Here is a 15,086-nt window from a genome sequence, read left to right as displayed (position 1 = left end):
CGCCCGCCGCAGCCGGGCATCAAGTGTGGAAAACTACAGCCGTGGCAGAAGTTCCCGGGCCTCGGCAGGATCCATGTTGGCCGTTTCGAGCAGGTCCACCATGAGAGTGCGGAACAGCAGCACCACTGCCTCGCCCTCGAGCCGGGTGACCTCCAGCCTGGCCGGGTGGAGCCGGGTTGCGATGTCGGCCAGGGCGTCCCGGGCATGGCTGAGGGAGGCGCGGGCGGTGCCGGACCGGTCGTGGGCCAGGGCTGCGGCGAGTTCGTCGACAGCCGCCGCCGATTCACTCATGACGTCGGCCAGGTGCGCGGCGCCGGAGCCGGACAGGGCGGAATTGTTGATGACGCTGGTCAGGCGCCGCGACAGCACCCGGCTGGACCGCATGGCGTAATCGACCCGTTCCATGACCTTCGCGAGACCGTCGACCTCCTCCAGGTGGCGCCGGTACAGGGGGGAGAGGCGGGCAATCTCGACGGCGCCGCGCAGTCCCTGGCGCATGGCATCGATGCGGGGCTGCTGGCTGCGGGCGCGCACCAGGGCGTGCCAGGCGGCGGTGGCATCATCGTAGGCCAGCGCCGACGCGCATTCACGCAGCACCAGCGACAGCTCGCCGAGCATGACCTTCAGATCGTCCTTGGGTGCGCGGCGGGGGTCGCGGGGCACCAGGACGGTGGCGGCGAGGGCAAAACAACCACCCACGACGGCGTCAATGCTGCGGGTGAACGGGCCTCCAGGGGATGCCGGCAGCAGCACCACCAGGAGCGACTGAAGGGCCAGCTGCGTGGTGAAGATGGCGCCGGAATCCAGGAGGCGGGCCAGCAGAATGGACGCGAAAACCACCAGGGCGGCCTGCCAGATGCCCGATCCCAGCCAGTGGAGGAGGAAATCGCCGAGTGCGATGCCGATGGTGCAGCCGAGACCGACCTCCAGCACCCTGCGCAGGCGCGGGTCCCTCGAAAAGCCGAGGGCAATGATGGCACTGGTGGCCGCGAACAGGGGGCCCGTGTGGCCCAACACGCGTTCGGAAAAGTAGTAGGCGCCCACGGCGCAGACGGTGATCAGCAGCGCCGGGACCACCGAATTCCAGCTCCGGCGCAGCCCCAGGCGGGCGCGGCGCTTGAGAAAACTGACGGCTTGGACGGGCCTGTCGGGCGCTGGCATGGACACCAGTCTATGCGCGCGGCGGGCCGGGTTTAGTCGCCGCTTTCGTTCAATCGGGCGAGGAGGTCGGCCAGGCGCCGGACTTCGTCGACGTCCCATGTTGAAAGCCGGTCAAAGAGCAGCTGCCTGGCGTGCGACTGGGTTGCCGCATAGCGTGCCTGGGCTTCCGGGGTCATGACCACCAGCTGGCCGCGGCCGTCAGAGGGATCCGCGGTGCGGGTGACCAGTCCAAGGGCCTCGAGCTGCTTGATGGTGCGGCTCATGACTGCCTTGTCCGTGCCGACCTCGTGCGTCAGGGCCACCTGCTGCACGGCCCCGGACAGCGCCAGCAGCATGAGCACCTTGAAACCCATCGGCTGCAGCTCCGGGTGGATGGCGGCCGCCCGGGTCTTCAGGGACTTGCGGGTCTTGACCAGCATGGTCCCGAGCTCGATCTCGGCAGCCCGGATGGCTTGGGCCATGCCGGTGCCGGCACCCGCAGTTCCCGAACTGGTTGACGCGTTCGACGGCGGCACGGCGAACGGCGTGCGTGTGCAGTCCATGTCAGCTGCGCGCCGGGGACTTGTCGGCATCGCGGACTTCGTCTAGGTTGCCGGCGGGGGCCGGCGTTGCCGCGACCAGGGCTTCGCTGGCGTCAACCAGGATCTGCTCGGCGTCATCGAGCCCGTCGAGCCCGTGGCGGGCTTCGCCGGCGTCGGCCTTTTCGCGCTGGTCGCGCGTCTGGTTGCTCAACTCGAGGTTCGGCAGGAAGACGACAGCCAGGATGGTCAGGATGCTCAGCGGCGCGGCCACCATGAAGACGAAGGCCACGGAGTCGCCGTAGCTGGACTCGATGATGGACCGGACGGAATCGGGCAGCCCGTTCACGGCGGGGATGTTGCCGCTGGCCAGGCTGGCGGCAAGGGCCTTGCCCTGGGTGCCAAGCCCGGCGATCGCGGCGTGAAGTTCAGCCGCCCTGCCGCCCAGGGTGTCCACCACCTTGGTGGCCATCAGGGCGCCCAGGACGGAGACGCCGATGGTGCCGCCGAGGGAGCGGAAGAAGGCGATGCCGGAGCTGGCAACACCGATTTCCGCCGGGGTGACGGCGTTCTGGACGATGAGGACAAGGTTCTGCATGACCATGCCCAGGCCTGCGCCGAGGACGAACATGTACACGGAGACCAGGACGAAGTTGGTGTCGTAGTGGATGGTCCCCAGCAGGTAGAGGCCGGCCAGCTGGAGCACGGAGCCCGTCACCATGATGGCCTTCCATTTGCCGAACTTGGAAATCATGGCGCCGGCGATCGTGGAGATGATCAGCAGCCCGGCCATCATGGGGATGGTCATCAGCCCGGACTGCGTGGCGTTTGCGCCGCGGGCCAGCTGCATGTACTGGGCCAGGAAGACGGAGGTGCCGAACATCGACACGCCAACGGAGATCGAGGCAACCACTGACAGTGTGAAGGTGGCGTTCTTGAACATGGACAGCGGGATGATGGGCTCGGCGGCCTTGACCTCGACGATCACGAAGGCAATGAGGGCTGCTACGGCTCCGCCAACCATCAAGGCAGTGGTGGAACTGGCCCAGTCGAACTGGTTTCCGGCCAGGGACACCCAGATGAGCAGGAGTGAGACGCCGGCGGACAGCAGTGCGATGCCGGCGTAGTCGATGGAGACCTTGCGCTTGGCCTGGACCGGCAGGTGGAGGGTCTTCTGGATGAGGATGATGGCGATGGCCGCGAAGGGAAGGGCCACGAAGAAGTTCCAGCGCCAGTTGATGGCGTCGGTGATGAAGCCGCCAATCAGCGGCCCTCCCACGGTGCCTAGCGCCATGACGGCGCCGAACAGGCCCATGTACTTGCCGCGTTCACGCGGGGAGATGATGTCCGCCATGACGATCTGGCTCAGTGCCGTCAGTCCGCCGGCGCCCAGGCCCTGGAAGACGCGCATGGTGATGAGCATTGAGGTGTCCTGCGAAAAGCCGGCGATGGCGGAGGCGACCACGAAGACCAGCAGGGACAGCTGCAGGAGCACCTTGCGGTTGGAAAGGTCCGCCAGCTTGCCCCAGATCGGGGTGGAAATGGTGGTGGCCAGCAGGGTCGCCGTGACCACCCAGGTGTACGCGGTCTGGTCGCCGTGCAGGTCGGAGAGGATCACGGGAAGTGAGGTTGAGACCACGGTGCCGGCCAGGATGGAGACGAACATGCCCATGAGCAGTCCGGTCAGGGACTGGATCACCTGGCGGTGGGACATGCCCGAGTCGGACAGGCCGGGCCCGGCCTTGGTGGCGGTGGAAGTTTGCGACAAAACGGCTCCAAAAAATGGGGGAGAAAGGTTGATTGATGTCAACTATATGCAATTAGTTGCCTGAGGACAACAAATAGGGACGTGAGCTATGTCGCACTGTGAAAACCAAGAATCCCATTAGCGTTAACCTTCTGTTCACTTTGGGTGGACCGTCGCGTCACCTGCCGCCCGTAGCTTCAAATGGTAAGGAATCCCCAGACACCCATCGAAGAGGTAAATCGCGTGAAGGCACTTCACATTGGCCGCGTGGCAGCAGTTCTCACCGTCGGCGCTCTCGCCCTGACTGCCTGCGGCACGGACAACGCCGTGACCCCTGGCAACGGCGGCTCCTCCACCAGCGCCGCAGCCGGCGCATCCGTCACCGGCACCCTGACCGGCACGGGCGCCACCTCCATCTCCGCCGCCATGGACGCCTGGAAGGCCGGATTCGAATCCGCCAACTCCGGCGCCACCGTGCAGTACTCGCCCGAAGGTTCCGGCGCAGGCCGCAAGGCACTCATCGCCGGCGCCGTGCAGTTCGCCGGCTCGGACGCCTACATGAAAGACGCCGAGCTTGCCTCCGCGAAAGCCAAGTGCGGCGCCGCCGGCGCCATCGACGTCCCGTGGTACATCTCCCCGATTGCCGTGGCGTTCAATGTCCCCGGTGTCAAGGACCTCAAGCTCGACGCCGACACCATCGCCAAGATCTTCCGCGGCGACATCAAGAACTGGAACGACGCCGCCATCAAGGCATCCAACCCGTCCGTGACGCTGCCGAACCTGGCCATCACGCCCGTGCACCGCTCCGACAACTCGGGCACCACGGACAACTTCACCGACTACCTGGCCCAGGCCGCCAAGTCGGTCTGGACCGACGCGAAGTCCGGCGACTGGCCCGCAGCCCTCCCCGGTGAAAACGCCAAGGGCACCTCCGGCGTGGTCAAGACCGTGACCCAGACCGCCGGCGCCATCACCTACGCCGACGATTCCGCCGTCACCGACGCCCTGGGCAAGGTTGAGCTGAAGGTTGGCGACAGCTACGTGCCCGTCACCGCCGAAGCCGCAGCCAAGGCCGTGGACCAGGCCAAGCCCGTTGCCGGCCGCTCCGCCAACGACCTCTCCCTGAAGCTGGACCGCACCACCACGGTTGCCGGCGCCTACCCGGCAGTCCTGGTCTCCTACGCAGTCTTCTGCGGGAGCTACCCCGATGCCAAGACCGTTGACCTGGTCAAGGCATTCGGCCACTATGCAGTGAGCGACGCCGGCCAGCAGGCCGCAGTCTCCGCCGCAAAGAGCGCCCCGCTCTCCGCAGCGCTCGCCGCGAAGGCCAAGGCCGCGATCGACTCCATCACCGTCGCGGCAAAGTAAGCGGCGAAGCAACATAAAAGGCAATAGATTGTCCACCACCAAGTCCGCGCGCCGGGCCGGAACGGGGCGCACCGGAGACAAAGTGTTCTCCGGTGCGGCCCTGGGCGCCGGCGTGCTCATTGTCGCAGTGCTGTTTGCTGTCGCCATGTTCCTGGTCATCCAGGCCCTGCCGACATTCAGTGCCGCCCCGGCCGACATTACGGGGGGCAAGGGGTTCGTCTCCTACATCTTCCCCATTGTCGTCGGAACGCTGATTGCAGCAGCCATTGCGCTGGTCATTGCCACACCCATCGGGGTGGCGGTGGCCTTGTACATCTCCCATTACGCGCCTCGCAACATGGCGCGCGGGCTTGGCTACGTGGTGGACCTTCTTGCCGCCATTCCCTCCGTCATTTACGGCGCCTGGGGGGCCACCTTCCTGGCTTCCCAGCTGAAGGTGCCCTACCAGTGGCTGGCGGACAACGCCGGGTGGATCCCCATTTTTGGCGGTCCGGCATCTGGGACCGGGAAGACCATCCTGACGGCCGGCATCGTGCTGGCGGTCATGGTGCTGCCTATCATCGCCTCCCTGACCCGCGAAATTTTCCTGCAGACGCCCATGCTGCACCAGGAGGCCGCACTGGCCCTGGGTGCCACGCGCTGGGAAATGATCCGCATGGCAGTGCTCCCCTTTGCCCGCGGCGGCATCATCAGCGCCGTCATGCTGGGCCTGGGGCGTGCCCTGGGTGAAACCATGGCCGTGGCCCTGGTGCTCTCCTCCGGACCGATGATCGCCTCGCTGATCCGCTCCGGCAACCAGACCATCGCTGCCGAGATCGCACTGAACTTCCCCGAGGCCTTCGGCCTGCGCCTCAATGAACTCATCGCCGCCGGCCTGGTCCTGTTCCTCATCACCTTGCTGGTGAACATGGTGGCCCGCTGGATCATCAGCCGCCACAAAGAATTCTCGGGAGCCAACTGATGGCCACGCTCATGACCGAACGGAAGCGCTCCGCCCTGACCCGCGGGCGCCTGCCCAAGTCCACCCCCTGGGTGGTGGCCGCCTCTTCCATCGTGGTCGCTGCCGCACTGATGTCCCTCATCGGCTTCAACGTCTTTGGCTGGGCAGTGCTCTCCGCCGTGCTGTTTGCCGCGGGCAACGTGGTGAGTTCCGCCGTCGTCGAAGGACGCCGCAAGGCCACCGACAAGCTGGCCACCTCGCTGGTGCTCGGCGCCTTCCTCGTGGCGCTGCTGCCGCTTGTCTCGGTGATCTGGACAGTGCTGGTCAACGGCGTCCCCGGCCTGCTGGCCCCCGGCTTCCTCGGCACGTCCATGAAGGGCGTCACGGGTGCCATTGACAACGCCTCCGTCGCCAACCACACCCCGGTGCTGGGCGGCGTCTACCACGCGTTCCTGGGCTCCGTGCTCATCACGCTGTGGGCCACGCTCATCTCCGTCCCCGTGGGCCTGCTGACCTCCATCTACCTGGTGGAATACAGCGACGGCAACAAGTTCTCCAAGGTCATCACCTTCCTGGTGGACGTCATGACGGGCATCCCCTCCATCGTGGCGGGCCTGTTTGCCGCCGCGTTCTTCGGCCTGGTCATGGGCCCCGGGACGAAAACCGGCTTCGTTGCCGCCGTCGCCCTTTCAGTGCTCATGATCCCGGTGGTGGTCCGCTCCAGCGAGGAAATGCTCAAGATTGTCCCGAATGAGCTGCGCGAGGCCGCGTACGCGCTGGGCGTGCGCAAGTGGCGCACCATCCTCAAGGTGGTCATTCCGACGGCGATCTCCGGAATTGCGTCCGGCGTCACCTTGGCCATTGCCCGCGTCATTGGCGAGACGGCGCCGCTGCTGGTCACGGCCGGCTTTGCCACGCAGATCAACTCGAATGTGTTTGCCGGATGGATGGCGTCCCTGCCCACGTTCATCTACACGCAAATCATGACGCCGACCTCGCCGTCGAACCCCGACCCGTCCAACCAGCGCGCCTGGGCCGCGGCCCTGCTGCTGATCCTGCTGGTCATGCTCCTGAACCTCGGCGCCCGCCTCGTGGCCCGCATCTTCGCGCCCAAGACCGGCCGCTAGAACTCCAGAACGGAAACACCCACAATGTCCAAACGCATCGACGTCAGCGACCTCAACGTCTACTACGGCGACTTCCTCGCCGTGGAAGATGTCAACATCACCCTCGACGCCAAGAGCGTCACCGCCTTCATCGGCCCCTCCGGCTGCGGCAAGTCCACCTTCCTGCGCACCCTGAACCGCATGCACGAGGTCATCCCCGGCGCCCGTGTCGAGGGCAAGGTGCTGCTGGACGGTGACAACCTCTACGCCGACGGCGTGGACCCCGTCACGGTGCGCAGCCAGATCGGGATGGTCTTCCAGCGCCCCAACCCGTTCCCCACCATGAGCATCCGCGACAACGTGCTGGCCGGCGTGAAGCTGAACAGCCGCCGCATGGCCAAGTCCGACGCCGACGCCCTCGTGGAAAAGTCACTGCAGGGCGCCAACCTGTGGAACGAGGTCAAGGACCGCCTCGAAAAGCCCGGCTCCGGCCTTTCCGGCGGCCAGCAGCAGCGCCTCTGCATTGCCCGCGCCATTGCCGTCGCCCCAGACGTGATCCTGATGGACGAGCCCTGCTCCGCACTGGACCCCATCTCCACCCTGGCCATTGAGGACCTCATCAATGAGCTCAAGGACGAATACACCGTGGTGATCGTCACGCACAACATGCAGCAGGCGGCCCGCGTGTCCGACAAGACCGCGTTCTTCAACATCGCCGGCACCGGCAAGCCCGGCAAGCTGATCGAATTTGCCGAGACCGCCACCATCTTCAACAACCCGGGCCAAAAGTCCACCGAGGACTACGTTTCCGGCCGCTTCGGATAACCTCCGGCGCCTTCACGGCGCGGCGCCTTGACGGCGCGGCGCCCGTCACCGGGCCGCATTCAGCCCAGGGGCGACAGGGCCAGGTAGAACACGGCACCCAACAGGGCGCAGGCCACGGGCGTGGCGAGCCACATGCCAACAATGCGCGCCATGACGGGCCCGTTGGTGCCCGGGAACTTCTGGTTCCGGCCGGCCCCCGCGATGGCCGAGGTGACGGTGTGGGTGGTGGACAGCGGCAGCGCCAGGCCAATGGCGCCCACAAACAGCAGCCCGGCCCCCACCAGCTGGGCCGCGTTGCCGCGCAGCGGGTCAATCCGCACCAGCCTGTTTCCCATGGTGTAGGAAATTCGCCAGCCACCAAACAACGTCCCCACCGTGAGCAGGGTTGCCGTGAAAATGGGCACCCACAACGGCATGTCCCCGGCCGCCCCCACACCGGCAGCCAACAGCGCAAGCGTGAGGACCGCCGTCGTGCGCTGCCCGTCCTGCAGTCCGTGGCCAAAGGCCACCGCTGCTCCCGCCACTGATTGCAGCTGCCGGGTGCGGCGGTTGACCCTGTTCGGCGCGGAATTCCGGGCCGCCCAGGCACTGGGGTAGACCGCGGCGAAGCCGAGTATATAGGCCACCACGGGGGAGAGGAGGAGCGGCAGCACCACCAGGCTCAGGAGCATGGTGTCGATGCCCTGCAGCGGCGCATGGCCCAGCAGCGCCGAACCAAGCGAGGCGCCAAGGAGCCCGCCAATCAGCGCATGGGTGGAGGAGGACGGATAGCCGCCCCGCCACTGGTGGATGCCCCACAGGCAGGCGCTGACCAGGGCCGCCAGCAGCAGGATCAACCCGCCGCGGCCGGGCGGGAGCATAATGATGCGGCCGGCAAAGGCGGCGGTGAGGGTCACGCTGACCAGGGCGCCGAGGCAGTTGAACAGGCCCGCCAGGAGCACGGAAATGGTGGGCGTGAGTGCCCGGGTGCGGACGGAGAGTGCGACGGCGGAGGAGACGTCGCGGAAGCCGTTCAGGAAGGCGAACACGGCTGCCCCGGCGATGACGGCGCCGAGCAGGAGCCCCACCAACGTCAGGATTCCTTGACGATGATGCTGCCCACCTGCGTTGCGACGGCGCGCAGCTGGCGGCTGGCGGAGGCAAACTGGTCCGCGAGGGTGCGGTACTTTACGAAACTGGTGGGGCTGTGGTTGTCCATGAGCTCGGCCACCAGGGTGCGGTGGGTGTGGTCGGCCCGCTTGGCCAGGCGCAGCACCTCAAGCCAGTAGTCCTCCAGCGAGTCAAGGTCGTTGAGCGATTTCATGGCCGACGCCGTGAGCTCCGCCTGCCGGGAAATGATCTCCAGCTGGTCGCTGGCGCGGGCGGAAACGCGGTCCAGCCGGTAAAGGGTCACCAGTTCGGCGGCCCCGGTGAGGATTTCGCTGGTCTCATTGAGGAGGCGGCCCAGGGCGAAGAGGTCTTCGCGGGGAAGCGGGTTGATGAAGCTGGTGCGCATGGCGGTGAGCAGGGTGGCGAATTCGGCCGTTGAGGCGCCCTCATGCTGGCGCATGGTTTCGGCCAGGGCGGGGAAGTCGGCACGTCCGGCGCCCAGGAGCTCGGCGAGGGTCTGCGTGCCGGCTGTGATTTGCCCGGCCATGCGGGCCAGGGAATCCAGTCCGGCAGTCTCTTGGGGGAAGAATCGCAGCTTCACGGCAGGACCTGTGGTTTCTGGGTGGTAGGGGGCCTATCCGGGCATAAAAGTGGTGTCGAACCGGGAGCGCCTCTCGGCACAGGGCCGCTCGAAGCGGCTAAAAAATGGAGCCCGGGGGTTCCGCAGTTCGACACCACTTTTAGTGTTCTACGTCCGGCGCCCCCTGTCAACCGAAGCCCCTTGGCGGCCGATTCAACAGGTGGCGGGGCGCACAATTTCCGCCGTGGAATTTAGTCCAGTTCGCCCTTGCGCCACGATGCCGCGGCGCCTTCAAGGTCCTCGGCCGTCCGCACCAGCTGGTGGGCCTTTTTGTTCAGGGCCTGGGCGTGCTCCGGGTGTGCGGCCTTCCTGTCAACGGCCACGGTGGCCTGCCCCAGTGCCACCACCCGGCAAAATGCGGCGGAACGCTCCAGCGCAACGTCAAAGTCGCCGTCGAACGCCCCGGAAAGGATGGCGTCCGCCATGGTGGTGATTTCATCAGCGCCAGGGGGCTCCGCAACGCCCGCCACGGCGTTGGCCACCTGGGCCTGGTGCTGCCCGGCACGGAAGAAGATGCTGATGCCCTCCGGGTCCTGGAGGGTGGCCGCCCGCAGGGCGTACAGCCGCCACAGCGCACCGGGCAGGGAGCGGGCCGGGCTGGCGGCCCACATCTCGGCGATGGCTTCCAGGCCCTGCCTGTCGGCCAGCTTCACCAGCCGCTTGGTGATGGCGGGGTCATTGCTTTCGCGGCCGCCGCGCACCAGGGCGCGGGCAGCAAGGTGCGCAGCCTCGGACACCCTCGCGGGATCCGTGCCACCGGTGAACGGCTCAAAGTCGGCCGGGGCAAACGGCAGCGGCTTGTGCGGTCGGGGAGCGTGCGGGGCTGGTCCTTGGTTCATGACACGACACTACCGCTGCCGCAGGGCAGGGTCGAGGGTGGCGGGGCCGCAATTGCGTTGCAGTGCATGCCGTGCGGTAGTCTAAATTTCGACAACTTTTCCTTACGGATCGGCTGTCAAGAGGTATGGGCCTTTAGCTCAGTTGGTAGAGCATCGGACTTTTAATCCGTGGGTCGCGGGTTCGAGCCCCGCAGGGCCCACCCTTCACACCGAAAAGCCCCCGGACACCGCGTGGCGTCCGGGGGCTTTTTCGCGCCGCCGCCGCGGATGGCAAGATGGTTTCATGAGCCCAAACGCACCCGCACTTGTCCTGACCATCGCCGGATCCGAAGCGACGGGCGGGGCCGGCGCCCAGGCGGACCTGAAGACGTTCCAGGAACTGGGCGTCTTCGGCATCGTCAACCTCACCTGCATTGTCTCCTTTGACCCGAAGGACAGCTGGAACCACCGCTTCGTCCCCGTGGACCAGCAGGTCATCGCCGACCAGCTGGAGGCGACAGTGGCGGTGTACGGCCCACAGTCCGGCGCGCCGAGCATTCTGGAGACCGTCAAAATTGGCATGCTGGGCAGCCCCGACACCATTGGCACAGTGGAAACGGCACTGAAAAATGCCGCCTTCAAGCACGTGGTGCTGGATCCTGTCCTGATCTGCAAGGGCCAGGAACCCGGCCATGCCCTGGACACCGACCAGGCCCTCAAGGCCCAGATCCTTCCGTTGGCCACCTTTGTCACACCCAACCACTTTGAGGCAGAGTCGCTCTCCGGCCTGAAAATCAACACTGTTGAGGACCTCAAGGCGGCCGCCCGCAAGATCCACGAGATCAGCGGCGCCGCCGTGCTCGCCAAGGGCGGGGTTCGGCTGGAAGGCCCGGACGCCGTCGACGTTTTCTTTGACGGGGACACCCTGGAGGTCCTCTCCGCCCCCAAGGAGGGCGAGGTGGCCGTTTCCGGGGCCGGCTGCTCGCTGGCCGCGGCCGTGACGGCGGAACTGGCCAAGGGTGCCACGGCGCTGGAGGCAGCACGCACGGCCAAGGCTTTTGTCACAGAAGGCATCAGGAACAGGGTGTCCTCGGGCGCCCCGTTCACGGCCCTGTGGCAGGGCGGCGCCGGGCGTTAGCGCTCTGTTGCCAGCCACGCGCCATTGTGCCAAGCTCGCTTTATGAGTGACGACATTGTTGACCAGGCCGAAGCGTTTGACGCCGGCGTAACTACGTCCCGCAACGATGCAGCGCACCGCTACGAGCTCCACGTTGGCACGGATTTGGCGGTCATCATCGTCTTTCGCGAGCTGCCCGGCCACATCGACCTGATCCACACGGAGACCCAGGAGGGCTTCGAAGGGCGCGGGCTGGCCCGGGTGCTGGTGCGGTACGCCCTCGATGACGTGGTGGCCTCGGGCAAGCGCATCATTCCGCACTGCCCCTATGTGGCCAAGATCGTGGCGCGGAACCCCGATCTTTACAGGCAGTACACGGACGTTCCGGAGGACGAGTTCTAGGTGTCGCGTCCGGCCGCGCTGGTCACCGGCGCCACCTCCGGACTGGGCGCGGAGTTCGCCCAGCAGCTGGCCCGATCTGGGCATGACCTCATCCTGGTGGCGCGCACCGTTCCCCGGCTGGAGGCCAAGGCAGTCCGGCTGCGCGCCGACTTCGGCGTGCAGGTTGAGGTGCTGCCGGCTGACCTGCTGACGGACGACGGCGTTGCCTCCGTTGGTGCCCGGCTTGCGGACCCTGCGCGGCCGGTTGCCGTGCTGGTGAACAATGCCGGCTTCGGCCTGGTGCACGCCTTCGAGGGAAATACGGTGGAGCAGGAGGCGGACCACCTCCAGATCCTGGTGACGGCACCCATGAAGCTCATGCATGCCGCACTGGGGCCCATGCTGGCCCGGAAGGACGGGCGCATCATCAATGTCGCCAGCGTGGCCGGTTTCATCCCGCGCGGCTCCTACGGTGCGGCCAAGGCCTGGGGGATCAGCTTCAGCCGCTTCGCCAACCTGCGCTACCGCCCGCGCGGTGTCACCGTCACGGCCGTGTGCCCCGGCTTTGTCCACACCGAATTCCACCAGCGCATGGGTGCCAGCATGGGCCGCATCCCGAAGTGGATGTGGCTGGAACCGGACGTTGTGGTGCGCCAGGGGCTGGCCGACTCCGCCGCCGGCAAGTCGGTGTCCATTCCCACCCGGCGGTACGCCACGCTCATTGCCCTCTCCCGGCTGGTTCCGGACAAGGTCGCCGCGGCCGCCGGCAACCGCGGGCGGTAGCAAGGGTTACCGGCGGGGCCCGGCTGCTCGGGTGGCGTCAGCGCCGCGTCAGGAATGGCCCGCCGGCCGTATCGATCGCGTAAAAATCGCTGGCGGCGGGCCCTGGGCATGGTCCCATAAAAGCATGGACGGAACGGCAGGGCGGGCCCCGGAGGGGGCCCCGGTGGATGGCGGCCCGGTGGACAAGCGCTTGGTGGACAGTGGCCTGGTGGCCGTGGACGACGGCGGCGACTTCTCGTACTACGCCACGGCGGGCGCCCTTGAGGCGGACTATGAATACCCGGGGGACTTGGTGTGCGTGCTGGACCGGCGGGGCGGTGCATTCCAACTGGCAGCGGCCGGATCATCGCGGGTGAAGTTGGTCCCAGCAGCCGCCGCCGTCGATTATTCCTGGTTGCGGAAGGCCTGGCTGGAAGCCCAGCGCCGCCACCCCCGCCGCTACCCGCTCCGCCGGTTTTATCCCGACAGCAGGGAGACGCTCCTGGCGGCAGTGTTTGAATGCCTCTACCTGCGATGGACGGCGGAACCGTGGCCGCCGCCGTCGGACGTGGCAGCCGGGCGCATCCTGGCGGACCCCTTCGGGCACCGCTACAAGGCGGCGAAACTCCCTTCCCTGACCCAACTATGTATCAGAAACTCCATTAAAAATGCGATTTTCGTCGAAATTCCTGCAGTTTCTGACTCACAGTTGTGAGAGGAGGGATGTTTTCTACGGACAGTAGAAATTGTTGTGTTTCGGGGCTATGCTCCGAGTATGGGACACGAAATTGAGCAGGCCAGGGAGAATTCGCCGGTGGTTTCCGCGGTAGTAGTCGGTGCGGCACGCGGTGATCCGGCCTCCCGGCTGCGGGAAAGTTTCCGCTCGGAACTGGTGAAGAAGGAAGAAGACGTGGTGGATGCCGGCTGGGCCGGCGGCATCCCCGCCCAATACGGCGTGGCCCCCAGGATCCGGGTGGGGCGGAACAAGTGGTTCAACCTGCTGTGGCTGGTCCCGATCGGCCTGCTGCTGCTCATCGTGGGAATCGCCGTGGCCAAGGGCCTGCGCGAACTGCCGGGCGTGCAGGAATTCATCGCGAAATACCCGGGCACCTCGCCGCTGCCCGCCACCGCGCCCGTGGGCCTTCCCGCCTGGATTGGCTGGCAGCATTTCCTGAACATGTTCCTGATGGTCTTCATCATGCGGTCCGGACTGACCATCATTGCCGACCACCCCAGGTTTTACTGGACCCGCCACTCCACGCCCGGCAAGGACTGGTTCCGGGTCCAAAAGCCCATCCCGCATGATCCGCTGTACACGGCAAAGGCAGACTCCATCACCCTTCCCAACGGCGTGGGGCTGCCGGGCCAGCGGCACTCGATCGGGCTGGCCCGCTGGTGGCACCTGGGCGTGGATTCCCTGTGGCTGCTCAACGGTGCTGTTTTCTTTGTCCTGCTTTTCGCCACGGGCCAGTGGATGCGCCTGGTGCCGACAGGCTGGGACGTGTTCCCGAATTCCGTCTCGGTGGGCATCCAGTACCTCTCCCTGGACTGGCCGGTGGACAACGGCTGGGTCAACTACAACTCCCTGCAGGTGGTTGCCTACTTCATCACCGTTTTCATTGCCGCCCCGGCCGCCCTGGTCACCGGCCTGGGGATGTCCCCGGCACTGTCCACGAAGTTCCGGCGCATCAGCTCGGTCTTCAGCATCCAGCTGGCGCGTTCCCTGCACTTTTTGGTGTTTTGCTGGTTCGTGCTTTTCATTGTGGTCCACGTGACGCTGGTCCTGACCACAGGCGCCCTGGCCAACCTCAACCACATGTACGCCTCGCAGGACAGCAGTGCATCCTGGCTTGGCTTTTGGATCTTTGCCGGCTCCATGGTGGTGCTCATCGCCGCCTGGGTGGCCGCCACCCCCGTCACCTACAAGTATCCGCGCAAGGTGCAAAGGATCAGCTATGCACTGATCGGCCCGGTCCAGCGGCTCTTTGAGCACGTTGACTCCAAGCCGGGGCAGTACACGGAAAAGGACATCTCGCCCTATTTCTGGCACAACGGCTACTACCCGGCCACGGATGAATACAAGGAACTCCGCGCCGGCAACTTCAGCAACTACACCTTGCGCGTCAACGGCCTGGTGGAAAACCCCGTGGAACTTACCCTTGAGCAAATCAGGGCCCTGCCGTACCACGAACAAATTACCCAGCACTTTTGCATCCAGGGCTGGTCCGGGGTGGCCAAGTGGGGCGGTGTGTCGATGCAGACCATCGTGGACCTGGTCAAGCCCAGCCCGGAAGCCAAGTGGGTGGTGTTCTACTCCTTCGCGGAGGGCCCCGACTCCGGCATCTACTACGACGCCCAGCCGATCGAGCAGATGGGGTACCACCTGACCATGCTGGCCTACGACATGAACGGGGAGGAGCTGCCGTACGGCCACGGGGCGCCGCTGCGGCTGCGCAATGAAGTCCAGCTGGGCTTCAAGATGGTCAAGTGGATCAAGGGAGTGGAATTTGTGGCCCATTTTGACGAAGTGGGCGGCGGACAGGGCGGCTACAACAACGACCACGAGTTCTTCGGCTACAGCCAGTCGATCTAGCCCTTCCCCGGCCCGCCGCCG

General features: G+C 66.1%; 15 protein-coding genes and 1 tRNA gene. 10 read left to right on the top strand and 6 right to left on the bottom strand.

Annotated features, from left to right (window positions below):
• Positions 1 to 33: 33 nt before the first annotated feature.
• The 3 genes from G6N77_RS02510 to G6N77_RS02500 are packed head-to-tail and all read right to left on the bottom strand — an operon-like array spanning position 34 to position 3,393.
• Positions 34 to 1,161 (bottom strand): FUSC family protein, encoded by a 1,128-nt coding sequence (locus G6N77_RS02510; RefSeq protein WP_165180412.1) that lies wholly within the window; start codon positions 1,159 to 1,161, stop codon positions 34 to 36.
• A 32-nt stretch (positions 1,162 to 1,193) separates the two neighbouring features.
• Complete coding sequence (locus G6N77_RS02505; protein ID WP_165180411.1) at positions 1,194 to 1,703, bottom strand: MarR family winged helix-turn-helix transcriptional regulator; 510 nt, start codon at positions 1,701 to 1,703, stop codon at positions 1,194 to 1,196.
• A gap of 1 nt (position 1,704) precedes the next feature.
• Positions 1,705 to 3,393, bottom strand: coding sequence for an MDR family MFS transporter (locus G6N77_RS02500; RefSeq protein WP_165180493.1), 1,689 nt, complete (start codon positions 3,391 to 3,393; stop codon positions 1,705 to 1,707).
• A 276-nt stretch (positions 3,394 to 3,669) separates the two neighbouring features.
• Here G6N77_RS02500 and pstS point away from each other — a divergent pair, with 276 nt between their 5' ends.
• From pstS to pstB, 4 genes are read left to right on the top strand one after another with little or no spacing between them, the layout of a single operon-like run.
• Positions 3,670 to 4,794: a phosphate ABC transporter substrate-binding protein PstS gene (gene pstS, locus G6N77_RS02495; RefSeq protein ID WP_165180410.1), complete on the top strand. Its 1,125-nt coding sequence runs from the start codon at positions 3,670 to 3,672 to the stop codon at positions 4,792 to 4,794.
• Positions 4,795 to 4,822: 28 nt separating this feature from the next.
• Positions 4,823 to 5,755, top strand: coding sequence for a phosphate ABC transporter permease subunit PstC (gene pstC / locus G6N77_RS02490; protein WP_165180409.1), 933 nt, complete (start codon positions 4,823 to 4,825; stop codon positions 5,753 to 5,755).
• Positions 5,755 to 6,861: a phosphate ABC transporter permease PstA gene (gene pstA / locus G6N77_RS02485; RefSeq protein ID WP_370875223.1), complete on the top strand. Its 1,107-nt coding sequence runs from the start codon at positions 5,755 to 5,757 to the stop codon at positions 6,859 to 6,861. The genes pstC and pstA overlap by 1 nt, the downstream gene beginning before the upstream one ends.
• A 24-nt stretch (positions 6,862 to 6,885) precedes the next feature.
• Positions 6,886 to 7,665: a phosphate ABC transporter ATP-binding protein PstB gene (gene pstB, locus G6N77_RS02480; protein WP_165180408.1), complete on the top strand. Its 780-nt coding sequence runs from the start codon at positions 6,886 to 6,888 to the stop codon at positions 7,663 to 7,665.
• A 59-nt stretch (positions 7,666 to 7,724) separates the two neighbouring features.
• On the opposite strand, the gene G6N77_RS02475 is transcribed toward pstB, so the two are convergent.
• The 3 genes from G6N77_RS02475 to G6N77_RS02465 all read right to left on the bottom strand — a co-directional run bounded on the left by G6N77_RS02475 (position 7,725) and on the right by G6N77_RS02465 (position 10,233).
• Positions 7,725 to 8,732: an inorganic phosphate transporter gene (locus G6N77_RS02475; protein WP_370875224.1), complete on the bottom strand. Its 1,008-nt coding sequence runs from the start codon at positions 8,730 to 8,732 to the stop codon at positions 7,725 to 7,727.
• A gap of 5 nt (positions 8,733 to 8,737) precedes the next feature.
• Entirely contained in the window at positions 8,738 to 9,355 is a 618-nt protein-coding gene (locus G6N77_RS02470; protein WP_165180407.1) for a DUF47 domain-containing protein, read from the bottom strand.
• Between the two features lie 230 nt (positions 9,356 to 9,585).
• Positions 9,586 to 10,233, bottom strand: a complete 648-nt coding sequence (locus G6N77_RS02465; RefSeq protein ID WP_165180406.1) for a hypothetical protein — start codon at positions 10,231 to 10,233, stop codon at positions 9,586 to 9,588.
• A gap of 127 nt (positions 10,234 to 10,360) precedes the next feature.
• On the opposite strand from G6N77_RS02465, the gene G6N77_RS02460 reads away from it, so the two are divergent.
• From G6N77_RS02460 to G6N77_RS02435, 6 genes are all read left to right on the top strand, one after another.
• Positions 10,361 to 10,433, top strand: a tRNA-Lys gene (locus tag G6N77_RS02460).
• Between the two features lie 83 nt (positions 10,434 to 10,516).
• Positions 10,517 to 11,350: a hydroxymethylpyrimidine/phosphomethylpyrimidine kinase gene (locus G6N77_RS02455; RefSeq protein WP_165180405.1), complete on the top strand. Its 834-nt coding sequence runs from the start codon at positions 10,517 to 10,519 to the stop codon at positions 11,348 to 11,350.
• Between the two features lie 42 nt (positions 11,351 to 11,392).
• Positions 11,393 to 11,731 carry a GNAT family N-acetyltransferase gene (locus G6N77_RS02450; protein ID WP_165180404.1) on the top strand — a complete coding sequence of 113 codons (339 nt, stop codon included), beginning with the start codon at positions 11,393 to 11,395 and terminating at the stop codon, positions 11,729 to 11,731.
• Positions 11,732 to 12,493: an SDR family NAD(P)-dependent oxidoreductase gene (locus tag G6N77_RS02445; protein WP_165180403.1), complete on the top strand. Its 762-nt coding sequence runs from the start codon at positions 11,732 to 11,734 to the stop codon at positions 12,491 to 12,493.
• Between the two features lie 124 nt (positions 12,494 to 12,617).
• A complete protein-coding gene (locus tag G6N77_RS02440; protein ID WP_165180402.1) occupies positions 12,618 to 13,187 on the top strand; it encodes a hypothetical protein in 570 nt (189 codons plus the stop codon).
• A 60-nt stretch (positions 13,188 to 13,247) separates the two neighbouring features.
• Positions 13,248 to 15,065 carry a molybdopterin-dependent oxidoreductase gene (locus tag G6N77_RS02435; protein ID WP_165180401.1) on the top strand — a complete coding sequence of 606 codons (1,818 nt, stop codon included), beginning with the start codon at positions 13,248 to 13,250 and terminating at the stop codon, positions 15,063 to 15,065.
• Positions 15,066 to 15,086 lie beyond the last annotated feature (21 nt).

The organism is Arthrobacter silviterrae, from assembly GCF_011045165.1.
Taxonomy (GTDB): domain Bacteria; phylum Actinomycetota; class Actinomycetes; order Actinomycetales; family Micrococcaceae; genus Specibacter; species Specibacter silviterrae.
The sequence above is the reverse complement of the archived record's forward strand: the minus strand, read 5'-3'. Positions and strand labels throughout refer to the sequence as shown.

What these genes read in the sequence shown, in the direction of transcription:
- G6N77_RS02510 (WP_165180412.1), bottom strand. Translation starts at nt 1,161, where the DNA reads ATGCCAGCGCCCGACAGGCCCGTCCAAGCCGTCAGTTTTCTCAAGCGC.
- G6N77_RS02505 (WP_165180411.1), bottom strand. Translation starts at nt 1,703, where the DNA reads ATGGACTGCACACGCACGCCGTTCGCCGTGCCGCCGTCGAACGCGTCA.
- G6N77_RS02500 (WP_165180493.1), bottom strand. Translation starts at nt 3,393, where the DNA reads ATGTCCCACCGCCAGGTGATCCAGTCCCTGACCGGACTGCTCATGGGC.
- pstA (WP_370875223.1), top strand. Translation starts at nt 5,755, where the DNA reads ATGGCCACGCTCATGACCGAACGGAAGCGCTCCGCCCTGACCCGCGGG.
- pstB (WP_165180408.1), top strand. Translation starts at nt 6,886, where the DNA reads ATGTCCAAACGCATCGACGTCAGCGACCTCAACGTCTACTACGGCGAC.
- G6N77_RS02465 (WP_165180406.1), bottom strand. Translation starts at nt 10,233, where the DNA reads ATGAACCAAGGACCAGCCCCGCACGCTCCCCGACCGCACAAGCCGCTG.
- G6N77_RS02455 (WP_165180405.1), top strand. Translation starts at nt 10,517, where the DNA reads ATGAGCCCAAACGCACCCGCACTTGTCCTGACCATCGCCGGATCCGAA.
- G6N77_RS02450 (WP_165180404.1), top strand. Translation starts at nt 11,393, where the DNA reads ATGAGTGACGACATTGTTGACCAGGCCGAAGCGTTTGACGCCGGCGTA.
- G6N77_RS02440 (WP_165180402.1), top strand. Translation starts at nt 12,618, where the DNA reads ATGGACGGAACGGCAGGGCGGGCCCCGGAGGGGGCCCCGGTGGATGGC.
- G6N77_RS02435 (WP_165180401.1), top strand. Translation starts at nt 13,248, where the DNA reads ATGGGACACGAAATTGAGCAGGCCAGGGAGAATTCGCCGGTGGTTTCC.